This is a genomic window from Kitasatospora sp. NPDC101235 (assembly GCF_044767505.1).
GTDB lineage: Bacteria > Actinomycetota > Actinomycetes > Streptomycetales > Streptomycetaceae > Kitasatospora.
Map to the genome: position 1 here is coordinate 149,788 of NZ_JBIWNZ010000015.1, position 12,655 is coordinate 162,442.

The 12,655-nt window shown below is 71.8% G+C and carries 9 protein-coding genes; 1 reads left to right on the plus strand and 8 read right to left on the minus strand.

Translation table 11 applies throughout. The annotated features are described in order from the left end of the window. Positions 1-621: 621 nt before the first annotated feature. Positions 622-1,650, minus strand: coding sequence for a guanitoxin biosynthesis L-enduracididine beta-hydroxylase GntD (gene gntD, locus ACIRRH_RS24695; protein WP_403071215.1), 1,029 nt, complete (start codon positions 1,648-1,650; stop codon positions 622-624). A 22-nt stretch (positions 1,651-1,672) separates the two neighbouring features. Beyond that, positions 1,673-2,923, minus strand: a complete 1,251-nt coding sequence (locus ACIRRH_RS24700) for an MFS transporter (protein ID WP_403071218.1) — start codon at positions 2,921-2,923, stop codon at positions 1,673-1,675. A gap of 326 nt (positions 2,924-3,249) precedes the next feature. Between ACIRRH_RS24700 and ACIRRH_RS24705 the strand changes: the two genes are divergently transcribed. Continuing rightward, on the plus strand, positions 3,250-4,764 hold the full coding sequence (locus tag ACIRRH_RS24705; RefSeq protein ID WP_403071221.1) for a glycosyltransferase family 39 protein: 1,515 nt from the start codon (positions 3,250-3,252) through the stop codon (positions 4,762-4,764). Positions 4,765-4,835: 71 nt separating this feature from the next. On the opposite strand, the gene ACIRRH_RS24710 is transcribed toward ACIRRH_RS24705, so the two are convergent. Genes ACIRRH_RS24710 through ACIRRH_RS24735 form a run of 6 tightly spaced genes read right to left on the minus strand, consistent with a single transcriptional unit; the run spans position 4,836 to position 12,474 of the window. Next, the gene (locus ACIRRH_RS24710; RefSeq protein ID WP_403071224.1) at positions 4,836-5,597 is read right to left on the minus strand and encodes a PP2C family protein-serine/threonine phosphatase; all 762 of its coding nucleotides are present in this window, start codon (positions 5,595-5,597) and stop codon (positions 4,836-4,838) included. Further along, complete coding sequence (locus tag ACIRRH_RS24715) at positions 5,594-6,307, minus strand: FHA domain-containing protein (RefSeq protein ID WP_403071227.1); 714 nt, start codon at positions 6,305-6,307, stop codon at positions 5,594-5,596. The genes ACIRRH_RS24710 and ACIRRH_RS24715 overlap by 4 nt, the downstream gene beginning before the upstream one ends. Further along, positions 6,295-7,017, minus strand: a complete 723-nt coding sequence (locus ACIRRH_RS24720) for a 4Fe-4S single cluster domain-containing protein (RefSeq protein WP_403071230.1) — start codon at positions 7,015-7,017, stop codon at positions 6,295-6,297. The genes ACIRRH_RS24715 and ACIRRH_RS24720 overlap by 13 nt, the downstream gene beginning before the upstream one ends. Next, positions 7,014-8,909 carry an AAA family ATPase gene (locus tag ACIRRH_RS24725; RefSeq protein WP_403071232.1) on the minus strand — a complete coding sequence of 632 codons (1,896 nt, stop codon included), beginning with the start codon at positions 8,907-8,909 and terminating at the stop codon, positions 7,014-7,016. The genes ACIRRH_RS24720 and ACIRRH_RS24725 overlap by 4 nt, the downstream gene beginning before the upstream one ends. Positions 8,910-8,968: 59 nt before the next feature. Then, positions 8,969-10,255 (minus strand): hypothetical protein, encoded by a 1,287-nt coding sequence (locus ACIRRH_RS24730; protein WP_403071235.1) that lies wholly within the window; start codon positions 10,253-10,255, stop codon positions 8,969-8,971. Beyond that, positions 10,252-12,474 (minus strand): serine/threonine protein kinase, encoded by a 2,223-nt coding sequence (locus ACIRRH_RS24735; RefSeq protein ID WP_403071238.1) that lies wholly within the window; start codon positions 12,472-12,474, stop codon positions 10,252-10,254. Before ACIRRH_RS24735 ends, ACIRRH_RS24730 begins: the two co-directional genes overlap by 4 nt. Positions 12,475-12,655 lie beyond the last annotated feature (181 nt).

The following is a 12,655-nucleotide window of genomic DNA, read 5'->3' on the forward strand; positions in this document are numbered from 1 at the left end:
GGTGTGGACCATTCTTAACCGCTGAATGTCTTCGCTGGTTACATGAATGCGCAACACTGCCACCCCCGTGTCACACCTGATGCGCTTATGGCACGCAGAAGCCTAAGGGTGTGCCACCGGCAATGGCAAGATCGAAATCTTCCGACTTTGCCCGGGCCGGGTGGCGGTGGTGACGTGGGGTCCTTGATCGCTTATCGAGCGGCGCTCGACCTCCCCTGTAGTGTGCGGGCCGCAGCCGGGTGGCACCGGACACGCCCCGGGCCGGATCGCGGTGGACCTGCTGGTGAGGCTCGTCGACGGCCGCGAGGCGATCGTCGACCCGGCCCTGCCGCGCGGCCGGGGTGAGGTGCCGGCACCTCCGTGCGCCCGTCTCCGTGGGAGGCGCCGTCACCGAGCCGGTCCGGCAGGCGATCCATGGCCGGCCCGATGTGCGCCCCCGCACTCGAACAGGACGGTGTCCCGGGCGCGCTCGCCGCCGACGGCCCCGGGGCGATGCGGATCCTGTCAAGTGGCGAGCCGGCGTTCGAGGTCGGCGAGGACCGTTCCTCTCCCGCCGGGTCGGTCAGCGCCCGGATCTGCGAGCTGCTCCACGCGCTCCTCGCGATCACCCGGGAACGATCCTCAGTAGATGACCCGCGACGCCGCCGACAACCGGGTGTGCCGGGACTTTCGCAGATCGCGGGTGATATTCAGCCGACGCAGCCAACGGTCGGTGCCGTCGAAACGCGCCTGGAAGGGCTTACGGCCGTGAACCACGCGGTAGTTGTCGATGAAAACGATATCGCCGGGAGTCAGGGCCACTCCGCCCATCGCGTTGTCCAGGGCCTCCCCGATCTTGTCCAGTACCCGCTGCTCGGAATCACCCTGCACACCCTGCATGTAATAGGGGTCCAGCCGGACGTACGGATCCTTCGGCGAGCCGAAGAGAACCGCGACCGGCTCGGGGGACTGCAGGGCGCTCTCCACCCGCTCGGCGCTGCGCCTCCTGAGCTCGGCCACTTCGGGATCCTCCTGGCCGCCCTCGACCTGGTTCTGCGGACGGTGCGAGTCGTCCGGCAGGATCCTGAAGCGCTCCTCCGCCAGGGCCGCGCGCGTCGCGTCGTCGAGCTGCACGTCGGCGATGTCGGCGAAGGTGGTCTCCACCGCGTCGGGGTTGCGCAGGCACATGAGGGCCAGGTAGTCGGTGCGCAGGGGGTGGAAGGCGTCCTCGGTGTGCCAGGCGAGCGTCTCCGCGCTTCCCCAGCCGATCTGGCCGTGTTCGTGGGCACGGATCGGGAAGATGTCGTGCATGATCCGCCCGTCCTGCTGGGTGGCCCAGCCGATCGGCTCGCCGAGCAGGCAGCTGATCAGCAGGAACGGGATGTCGGAGCGCAGCGTCGCGTCGGGCGCGGCCTTGTCGCGCCAGTCCGGCGGGGTGGGCCCGAGTTCCGCGTCCTCGACCGGCAGTCCGGACAGGACCAGCACACCCGACGGCTCGGTCAGCTTGAAGTCGACCAGCGCCGTCCGCAGTTCGCGCGGCAACTCGTGCGCGTAGACCTGGGCGGCCCGGTGCAGGGCGGGATCCTCGATGGACGAGAAGCGCTCCGCGACCTCCGCGGTGACCTTCTCGATCGCGACGATGTCCTCGTCGCGCAACTGCAGTTTCTGCATCTTCTTCCTCCGTTGTCGGTGGTCAGGAGTGCGCCGGCTGCTGTACGGCCGACGGACGGGGCAGCGCGAGGCGGCGCAGGGTCGGGCTCAGGGTGGCGCCGGCGGCGACGAGCACCAGCAGCGCGGCCGCGCCGAGGATGCTCACGGCGCCGTCCCGGGTGCCGGCGGACAGCACGCCGGCGACGACGGGGCCGGCCGTGGCGGCCAGTTCGGAGCCGAGACCGACCAGGCCGGACAGGCGTCCGCGCATGCCGTCGGGCACGGCCGACAGTTGGCAGGTGATCACGGTCGTGTTCGCGATCGGCATGGCCATCGCGGCCACGCCCAGCAGGATGCCGAGCGGCACGCCGCGCGGTGCGTACGCCATGACGGCGGCGACGGCGGCGAAGACCCAGGTCGAGCCGATGACCAGCGCCGCCGGCGACAGCGCCGCCGCGTGCAGACGGTCGGCGACCAGGGCGCCGACCAGGCCGCCCGCGCCGAAGCACGTCATCATCAGGCCCATCTGCCCGGGTGCGACGTGGTCCTCGCCCGACACGATGAGTACGAGCACGACCAGGGTGTGGAACGCGAGGTTCACACCGACGATCCAGGCCATCGTCGCCCGGATGACCGGCATGCGCAGCAGCGTCCCGAACCCGTCGGGCCGCGCTGGGGCGGCTGCGGCGGCCCCTTCGTCGGCCGAGGGCCCGGCGGTGCGGTGCGGCAGGTGCAGTGCCGCCAGTGCCAGGAACGACACCGCGAGCGCCGACGTGTTCAGCGTGAACGGCAGCACCTCGTGCAGCCCGAACGTGAAGCCGGCCAGGGCCGGACCGATCAGCAGCGCGGCGAACGGCCGGGCCGCGTTGCGCGCCAGCGCCTGTGGCAGCTGGTCCTCCGGCACGACCTGGGGCAGGGCCGCGTTCTCGGCCGGGACGAAGATGCCGGCGGCCGCGCCCTCGACGACCGCCACGAGCAGGACCTGCCACAGCGGGCAGTCGCCCAGCAGGACGGCGACGGCGATGCTGAGCATCGCCACCGTACGGACGCCCTGGGCCACCACCATCACCCGCTTGCGGTTCACGCGGTCGGCCAGCGCCCCGGCGGGCAGGCTGACCAGCGTGCGGGCGCCGGCGAGCACGGCGGCGACACCGGAGACGGCGGCCGCCGAGCCTCCGTGGGCGAGCAGGAGGAGCGGGAACGCGATGTACGCGATCTCGGCGGCCATCTCGGACAGGAACATGCCGGACCAGAGGATGCGGTAGTTCCGGTTGCGTGGCAGGGGTGTGGTCATGCCGTGGCTTCCCTGTGAGACGGCGGCTGACGTCACCGAGTGTTCCGGCGGAGGGGGGCTCCCGCCATGAAGTTGACCCGTGGATGAAATTCCGAGGCCAGCCGTGTCCCCGCCCCGGGCGCGGGCCACCGTCCGGCCTGCGCAATGTCGGCACGGTTCAAGTTCGTTGAGGACGGAGGTGCGCGCCTCGATATTTAAGGGCTGAGTCGTGCCCGGCATCCGGCACGGCAGCGAGCCACGACGGCATGGAGTCCCTTATGACTTTCGCGACAGCGACCGCTTCCCCAGAACAAGAGGCGTCCAGGCCGCCGGAGGGGTTGACCCCCGTGCCCTGGCGGCCGGTCGGGCTGACCGCCGCCGCGATGACGGTGTTCCTGCTGGTACTGGCGGCCCGGCACGGCTACCACGTCGACGAGCTCTACACCCGGGTGGCCAGCAGCCACCTCGCGTGGGGTTACATCGACCAGCCGCCGCTCGTCGCGCTGGTCGGCAAGATCGAGATCGCGCTGTTCGGGGACAACCTCTTCGGCTTCCGCGTGGTGCCGGCGCTGCTGGCCTCGATGGCCGTGGTGCTCGCCCCGCTGATCGCCCGTGAGCTGGGCGGCGGCACCCGGGCGCAGAAGATCGCGGCGTTCATGGCGTTCGCCTCGGGCCTGGTCATGTTCACCGGCCACATCATGGGCACCAACAACTGGGACGAGCTGTCCTGGATCGCGACGTCCTGGCTGCTGATCCGGCTGGTGCGCACCGGCGACACCCGGCTGTGGTGGGCGATCGGCGCCGTGGTCGGCGTCGGCCTGACCGCGAAGTACCTGGTGGTCCTCCTGCTGCTCTGCCTCGGGGCCGGTCTGCTGGCCTTCGGCCCGCGGTCGGTGTTCCGTACCCGGCGCTTCCCGGCCGCCGTCGGCCTGGCCGCGGTCATCGCCTCGCCGGTGCTGATCTGGCAGGTGACGCACGGCATGCCGCAGCTGGAGATGAGCGCCGCGCTGTCCAAGGCGCTGGACACCCTGTCCCGCAGCACCTTCCTCCCGACGCAGCTCCTGCTCATCGGCCTCTTCCTGAACCCGGTGTGGATCGCCGGCCTGGTCGCGCTGCTGCGCCGTCCCGAGTGGCGCCCCTACCGGTTCGTCGGCTGGTCGTACCCGCTGATGTGCGTCGTGCTGCTGGTCATCGGCGGGCAGGGCGCCTACAACACCTCGCTGCAGTACGTCCTCCTCGCCGCCGGCGCCGTGGTCGTCGACCGGTGGGCGCGCAACGTCAGGCGGCTCTGGGTGCTCGGCGGGCTGGCCGGGCTCAACTTCGCGATGTGCGCGGTCCTGATGCTGCCGACCCTCCCGATCAACACCTACGCGGACAACCCCGTCCTCAAGGAGCTGGCCATCGTCCAGTTCGACCAGGCCGGCTGGCCCGAGATGACCCGGCAGGTGAGCGACATCTACCACTCGCTGCCGGCGGACGAGCAGGCGCGCACCGTCGTCTACGGCAACCACTACGGCCAGGCCGGCGCGATCGACAAGTGGGGATCGAAGTACGGCCTGCCGAAGGCGTACAGCGGCCACAACTCGTACGCCGACTTCGGGCGGCCCACCGATGACAAGACGACCGTGATCACCATCGGCGCCGACCCGAAGCTGTTCAACCAGCTCTTCCAGTCGTGCGAGGAGCGCGGCCAGTACAAGAACGAGCTGCCGGTCTCCGACAACGACCAGAAGTTCATGGTGTGCCGCGGCCCGCAGAAGCCCTGGGCGCAGATGTGGGAGCAGCTGCGCTGGATCGGCTTCCAGTGCCCCTACACGGCCGAGGCGATCACAGCCGACAGCCCCAAGGGCTGCGAGGACTGACCCGGTAGGGGATGACGACACCCGGCCGGCTGCCGCTTCCGGAGCGGCGGCCGGCCGGGCGCGGTCCGGTCTCAGCAGCGCACCAGCAGGGCGGTGATGTTGTCCCGGCCGCCGGCGTTCATGGCGGCGACCCAGAGGGCCTTCACCGCCCGGACGTCGTCGTCGGGGCTCCCGGCGAGGATCGCTTCCATCTCGGCCACGTCCACCAGGTCCGACAGCCCGTCGCTGCAGAGCAGCCACCGGCTGCCCGGGACGTACCGCTCGGTGCCGGTGTGCGGGTGGACGGGCTCGAAGGACGCGGCACCGCCGAGGGTCTGGAGCACGAGGTTCGTCGGGGTGGCTGCTCGTCCCGGTTCGTCCCAGTCCGTCACGGGTGAGTCGTCCACCGACACCTGTCCCAGGTAGCCGCCGTCCTCGCGGTAGAGGCGGGAGTCGCCGACGTTGAACCAGGACACCCGGCCGGGGGTCAGCCACAGCCCCACGGCCGTGGTTCCCGCACCGGCACACGCCGGGTCCGCCTCGGCCAGCTCGTACAGCTCCGTGTTGATCTCCCGGAGCAGCTCGCCGGCGCCGATGCTCCGGGCGCGCTCCGCCAGCCTGCGGACGGTGAGGGCCGCGGCGATCTCGCCGGCGTTGTGGCCACCGAGCCCGTCGGCGACCGCGACCACGGTCGGCTCCTCGACCAGCAGCCGCACCACGACGGGATCGACGGTGTCCACACCGGCCGCGGTCAGCGACCCGATGACGAACGCGTCCTCGTTGCCGCCGCGGACGGCGCCGCGGTGGGTCATCGCGGTGACGGTCACCTCGACCACGTCCCGGGGCCCGGTCATCGCCGGTCCCCTTCACCCGGCTGGTCGACGGTGATCCCGAGCGTGCAGTCCGCGGCCAGCCTCAGCACGTCGCCGTCCCGCAGGGGTGTCCGCGCACCGGCGCTGACCGGGCTGCTGTTCACGAAGGTGCCGTTGGTGGAGTGCTCGTCCCGTACCCACGCGGTGCCGTCCGGTTCCAGGCCGACGGTCGCGTGCTGACGGGACACGTTGTCGTAGCGTTCCAGCAGGCCGCGCGTGGTGTGGGCGGCCGGAGCACGGCCGAGGAGCAGGGTGCTGCCCGGCGTCACGGTGCGCTCCACCGCACCGAACCGGATCCGCAGGACGACGGTGGGGATGTCGCGGCGGGTCGCGTGCACGTCCCCGGCCTGCTCGCCGGCGCCGGCGGCACGGGACGGGCGCACCTCGCCCAGCATCCGCTGGCAGGCCACGCACACCTGGTTGGTCGGCACCGGAACCGGGGCCCCGCAGTGCGGGCAGACCCGGGGCTGGTCCTCCCCGGCCGGGTCGCCGTCGTCCGCCGTCCCCGAGGTCCCCGCCCCGGTCGCGGGCACGGACGGAGGCACGGACGGGGGCGGAGGCACGTGCGGGGGCGGCCCGGGCAGCGGGTACCGGGCGACGACGGGACGGCTGAGGTTCCCCGAGCATCCCCGGCAGATCAGATCGTCGTCCTCCGCCGCCAGGCCACAGGACGAACAGATCAGCTGCGCCATGACACCCCTTCCATGGTGATGCCGGCTGATCGGAGCCGGGCGTTCAGGCGGTCCATGTCGCCCTGGCGGGGAACGCCGATGAACCAGATGCGGCCGTCGGCCACCTCGACCTGCATGGGCGGGGAGTCGACGGAGCCGCTTCCCTCGTACCGCTCGCGCCCGAGATCGGTCAGCGCGGTCAGACGCTGGTTGCTCGAACCCCTCCACCGCAGTCCGGGGCTGTTGAGGCGCTCGACGTACGGACCGGTGAGCACCGCGTCGCAGTGGTCCAGGAGCGCGGAGTGCTCCCTCCTCAGCCGGGCGAGGGAGTACCCGCTGTAGACGAGCACGTCCAGGGGCGCGGGCCGCTCGCGGCGCCAGGCGCCGACCCACTCCAGGAGCGCGGCGAGCGCTTCGGGCTGCTGGAACGGCTCTCCCCCCGAGACCGTGATCCCGTCGAGCGGATCGGGCAGGCCGGAAAGCCAGTCCCGGAGTGCCGCGAGGTCCACGAAGGTGCCGGGATCGGCCGTCCAGGTGTCCTGGGAGACGCACCCGGCACAGCCGATCGTGCAGCCCTGCGTCCAGATGCCCGCCCGGGTCCCGGGGCCCAGCGAGGTCACCGGGTAGTGCGCCTTGTTCAGCATCAGCCTGACGGGGCCGGGGCCGGGGCCGGGGCCGGGGCCGGGGTCGGGTCCGGGGACGACGGCGGGGGAGTCGGGGGAGGGCGTCATGCCAGCTCCACGGAGACGATGTCGCCCTCGCGCCGCAGGCCCGTCACCCGGACGTGCGCACCCGCTGCCGGGTCGCGGTCGAACAGGGCCCGGGCGAGGGGATTGACGAACTGCGATTCCAGGGCCATGCCGATGCCCCGGCCCCCCATGTGCGGGTTGTCGGTGCAGCGCTTGCGCAGTGCGGCCCGGACCTCGGGGTCCACCTCCAGGACGACGCCCTGCTCCTCGTGGACCCTGGAGACGATGTTGTCGAGCTGGAGGCCGAAGATCCGGGCGGCCGCCTCACCGTCGATGAAGTTGAACACCACGATGTTGTCCCCGAAGCGGTTGAGCAGCTCCGGCCGGCCGAGGACCCTGGTGAAGTGGTCGCTGATCGCCGCCTTCATGCGCTCCTCGATCTCCTCGTACGGCATGTCGGGGTGAACGTGGGGCACGAGCCGCCCGCCGCCGTCCTCCACGTTCATGCCGAGGTTGGAGGTGAACACGAGGACGGACTCGGAGAAGTGCACCGTCGAGCCACGCCCGTCCGTCAGCCGGCCGTCCTCCAGGATCTGCAGGAACTTGTCCAGGATCCGCGGGTGGGCCTTCTCGATCTCGTCGAAGAGGATCACCCTGAAGGGCTGTTGACGCACCGCGTTGGTCAGTTCGCCGCCCGCCTCGAACCCGACGTACCCCGGTGGAGCCCCGATCAGCCGGTCCCCGGCGTGCTCCGCGGAGAACTCGCTCATGTCGAACCGCAGGTAGGCGGACTCGTCCGCGAAGATCAACGACGAGATGGCCTTGGCCAGTTCCGTCTTGCCCACGCCCGTGGGACCGGCGAAGAACAGCACGCCACGCGGCCGGGCCGAGGAGCGGGACTGCTGCGCGCCGGACAGCCCGAGGGCCGCCCGCTTCAGGATGTCGAGGGTCTTGGTGACGGCCTGCGGCTGTCCGACGACGCGCTGCGGGATCGAATGCTGGCCGTCCGTGATCCGCTCGCGGAGGTACTCCCGCTTCCAGGGATTGTCCATGACGCCGAGCTTGTAGATCCGGATCGCGTCCGGAAGCTCCGTCATCGTCAGGCCGCGGTCCCGGGCCAGCCGCGTGACCTCGATCATCGCCTGCAGGGTGAGTCCGTCCGTCTGGGCCGCGAACGCGTCGCACGCCTCGGTCGCCCGCGGGTCCGAGTCGAGGTCCGTGACGCCGAAGAGCTTCATCAACAGGCGCGCGGTGGCCTGCCGGTCGCCCAGGTCCGGAACCGGGAGCCCGATGGACCGGATCTGGTCGTTGGCCGAGGTGAGCCAGGCCGGCAGATCGCCCTCGCGGTCCGCCAGCCAGATCACCGGGTTGTACAGCGGGGTCGTACGGCCGCTCTGCGCACCCACCGGAACCGCGGTCCGGGAGAGCCTGGCACAGAACCTGAAGAAGTCCCGCTCGTTCGGCTCCAGCTCCGTCGCGCTGCGCGCGATGCGGGAGGCGTCGTCGATCGCGAGCGCCGCCCGGACCGGCTGCGCGGGACGGGTCAGCTCGGCCATCAGAGTGCGCAGGGTCTCCAGCGAGGGAAGCGTTCCCGGCCGTGGACGCCGGGGAAGCAGCCGGGACGCGGCCGCCTCGGCCTGATCGGCCTCCTCGGCGGTGGCACCGGCCGGCAGGTGCACCCGGAGACCGTCCACGGGGTCGTGGACGAGCAGGCACGCGTAGCCGCTCGCACGGAGCGTCTCCCAGAGCAGGTCCGGCAAGGACAGCAGGCGGGGGCGTGCGCTGCCGGACTCCCGGACGAGGAAGCTGTCATGGCGGTTCCCCCACAGCACGAACTGTGAGTGGACGGGCAGAGTCGCCTCGAATTCCCGGACGAACGGCGGCCCCGCCGTCGGCGGGACGCCATCAGGTGCGTGCGTGTCCTCGGCGGACAAGGATCCCCCTCCACATGTTGCCGGCTTCCCGTCCGGACCCTGTCAGTCCCTCGGACGGATCATCGATCGCGCTCCCGGTACCGGGGCCGGGCCCGCGTGCTCGAAGCGGCCGGGGAGGCGGCCAGGGGCACCGGAACCTCTCCGGGCGGGACGGCGACAAGAACGTCCGTGCTCAGCCCCGCCCGTGCGAGGCGGCCACGCAGTTCGTCGAAGTCCTGACACCACTGCTCTTCGCGCTCGACGTCGATGTGCGCGTCGTCGTCACCGCTTCCGGCCGCGGTGCGCACCACCGCGGTACGCATCTGACCGCCCTGCTGGTCGACGACCAGGTTGACCGCGTGCTCGGGCCACTCGCTCCGTGACAGGCGCAGGGCGCCGTCGGTGACGGTGAGCGTCTCGAATCCCTGGCTGACCTGGTAGCCGAGGTCGGTGAGGGCGTCCGTCACCGTGTTGACCACGTACCGCTGTTCGGCTTCCGCCTCGGCCGCGGCCCGGCAACCGGCCACCCGTCGGCGCAGCGGCTCGTCGAGGGCGAGGCGGCCGGCCGCGACCTCCGCGAGCAGAGCCCGCACCGGGTCCACGTCCGCCACCGGGGCGTTCTCGAGGTCGTGGAGGAACCCGATCGCTTCGTCGGCGTCGCGCCGCCTGGCCTCCGCGGCCGAATTGGCACGTTGGACCCGGAGCCTCGTCTCGGTCAGCCAGGTGCGTGCTTCGTCGAGGGTGGCCGCCTCGGCCACCCGCGCCGCGGCCAGCCGAGCGTCCGCCCGGTCGCCCTGGCCGCAGTCCGGAAGGAGGCGCGACAGGACCCGGGTCAGGGTTTGTTCGAGCTCCTCGCGCGCGGCTTCGTCCGAGGACTCGGAGACGACGACGCCGGAGGGCTCCGGGCGGTCCGCGAACAACTCGGCGGCGCCGACCGGACGGCGCCCGGCGGTGTACCCGGCCACGTCGGCGAACAGGCTCGCCGCGAGGGCGCGGGCGGCCTGCTCCCGCAGTTCCCGCTCCGCGGCGGCCAGCGCGCGGTCGGCCTCGGCGCACCAGTCCTCCAGCTGGGACGTGGACTGCGCGTCGATGCGCAACGGTTCGAGGGGCCGCACGCTGACGGCGGCACCGTACTGCTGCTCGAAGCCGTCGAGGGACACGGCGAGAGCCGCGATCCGCGCGTTGCGCGACTTCACCGCGCGCACGGCGGCGTCCCGGGCAGCCGCGGCCCGGAGGGCTGCCTGGCGGGCGGCCTCCTCACGGCGCCGCGTGGCCTCGCGCACCGCGGCGTCCTCCGCGGCCGCGCGCAACGCCGCCGCGGTGAGGGCCTCGTCGACCCGGTACGTCGTGCATTTGGGCCCGCTCATCGCTCCCCCAGAACCTGCGTCTGCTGCGCCTCGTGCGCCGTGCGCCACTCCCGGTACCGGAGGAACGACCAGAATCCGTACCCCGCCGCAACCACCAGGGTGATCGGTGACCATATCTCCAGCGTGACGATCACCCAGATCACGGTACCGAGTACCAGGTAGAGGATGCAGCCCCCGCCGAAGGCGACCGTCCTCTTCCGCATCGGCCGCAGTTGGGTCGCCAGTGCTTCCCGCCCGCCGGACAGGCGGCGGCCGATGTCGGCGAGGCGGGACTGAAGGGACCACTGCGGGTGGTAGAGCTGCCCGAGCTTCGCTGCCAGCACCAGCTCGCAGACGAGCGGAACCCCGCAGGTCACCGTCGCGGCAGGGATGAACCGCGACAGGAACTCCTCCTCGCCGACCAGGGTTCCCAGCACCAGCGGCACACCGACCGGCAGGGCGAACAGCAGGGCCACTCCGCCGAGGGCGCGCAGGATCGCCTCTCCGGTGCCGGACTGCCTGCGTTCCTCGGATTCCTGCCACTCGCGCCGCTGCGCCGTCGCCGCGGCCTCGTTGGCGCGCAGCGCCTCCTCCAGGCGGCGGGCTTCGGCGACGGCGGTCGTCAGCGTGCGCAGGGCCGCCAGGTGACGGACAGGGTCCCCGCCGTCGGCCAGCAGCGCGTCGAACCAGCCGATCCTGCCCGGTACGGACGCCGCGGAGGATTCGACCCGTTGTCGTAGCGCCCGGGCCCATTCCGGGGAGACCGCGACGGCCAGCGCCTCCACGCGGATCTCGGAGCCCGTGAGTTCCCTCCGGATCCTGGGTGGCAGGGCGGTCGACTCCTGCAGTCCGTCCCACCGGGCATTCAGGTCGCGCCAACGGCGGTTCACGTCGGCGAGCCGGTGGGTGCCCTCGCCGAAGGTCGCGAGGACGGCGAGCAGGTCGCGGGTGTACAACTCGTCGACGAGCCCCCGCGCGGTCCGGCGTCCGTCGTCGTCCTGGGGGGACAAGGCCTGTTCGGCGAGCGTGAGCAGGTCCTCGGGAAGCATGCGCGTGCCGCGGTAGACGGGCGGCATCGTCGGATCGAGCCAGTGCAGCAGCCGCAGCACCTTCGCGTCCGGCACGTCGGTTCCCGGGAGGTGGACGTCGATCAGGTCCACGAGCTCTTCGGCGCCGTCGTGCTCGGGATCGTCGAACTGCGCCAGCCAGTTGCGCAGTTGGCGCCAGCCCTGGCTGGGGTTGTCCCGTTCCCCCATGGACACGAAGAACCGGCGTGCGGCGGTCTCCCAGTCCGCTGCCAGGGCCCGGGCCAGTGCCGTCTTCTCGGTGTACTTCACACCGTTGAACTGCAGGGGACTGCGGCCGGTGGCGCTCGCCGGCTCGGTGCCCGCAGCGGGTGACTCCTCCGCCACCTCCGGGGTGCCGCCGTCGAGCCACCTGCGCACCTCGGAAGCGCCCCACCGGCGGCCAGGATCCCTGACCAGCAGCCCGCTGCACAGCAGCCGCACCCGCTCATCCGCGACATCCGACACGTCGACCGGCCGGGTCGCCAGGTGGTGCCGGACCGCCGGCTCCGACAGGCCGTCGAACGGCGCACGGCCGGTGGCGAGTTGACGGGCGATCATCCCCACCGCCCACCAGTCCTGCGAACCGGACACCTCCGCGCCGAACAGGTACTCCGGCGCCGAGTACGCCAGCGTCCCGAACACGCGCTGCGTGAACCGGGACGTCACGTCCAGGGACTTGCTCACGCCGAAGTCCGCCAGCGCCAACTCCAGCGGTTCCCGCCGGCGTAAGAGCACGTTCGAGGGCTTCAGATCGCCGTGCACGATCCCCGCGCCGTGCAGATGCGCCACCGCCTCCGTCAACTGGGAGACGACCCCGGACAGGGCGGCCGGCGCCAGCACGGCCCCCACCCGGACCAGGTCCTCCAGCGACCCGCAGGGGAGGTACTCCGACACCTCGAAGTCGCGCCCGTCCGAGAAGCCCGTCTCGACGACCCGCACCACATGGCTGGTGTCCAGTCCCCGCAGGCGCTCCCAGACCTCGGGCATGACCCGTACCCCGCTGCGGTACACCTTCGCGACGAACTCACCCCCCGCCGCGTCGCGGACCAGCAGCACGTCCGCCTCACGCCCCTGGTGCGGCAACTCCCCGACCACCGCGAACCGTTCGGCAAGCGCCGACGGCAGTCGCAGCAGAGCCGGGGAACCACCACCACCGTCGTCACGGCGCGTCACGGCGGCATCGAGCACCCCACCACCGGAACCGGCATCGTCACGACGCGTCACATCAGGTGGCATAGCCGACTCTTCCAAACCGTCACCCCCGCGGCGGAATTTTATCTGGCTGGGTCGCGCTCATGGTACTCCAGCCGACGTTCATGATCCTCGTTCCTGAGTGGCTTGTTGACCATCGTGG

Bases quoted from the DNA above. Each gene is read 5' to 3' on its own strand.
- gntD (WP_403071215.1), bottom strand. From the start codon at position 1,650: ATGCAGAAACTGCAGTTGCGCGACGAGGACATCGTCGCGATCGAGAAG.
- ACIRRH_RS24700 (WP_403071218.1), bottom strand. From the start codon at position 2,923: ATGACCACACCCCTGCCACGCAACCGGAACTACCGCATCCTCTGGTCC.
- ACIRRH_RS24710 (WP_403071224.1), bottom strand. From the start codon at position 5,597: ATGACCGGGCCCCGGGACGTGGTCGAGGTGACCGTCACCGCGATGACC.
- ACIRRH_RS24715 (WP_403071227.1), bottom strand. From the start codon at position 6,307: ATGGCGCAGCTGATCTGTTCGTCCTGTGGCCTGGCGGCGGAGGACGAC.
- ACIRRH_RS24720 (WP_403071230.1), bottom strand. From the start codon at position 7,017: ATGACGCCCTCCCCCGACTCCCCCGCCGTCGTCCCCGGACCCGACCCC.
- ACIRRH_RS24730 (WP_403071235.1), bottom strand. From the start codon at position 10,255: ATGAGCGGGCCCAAATGCACGACGTACCGGGTCGACGAGGCCCTCACC.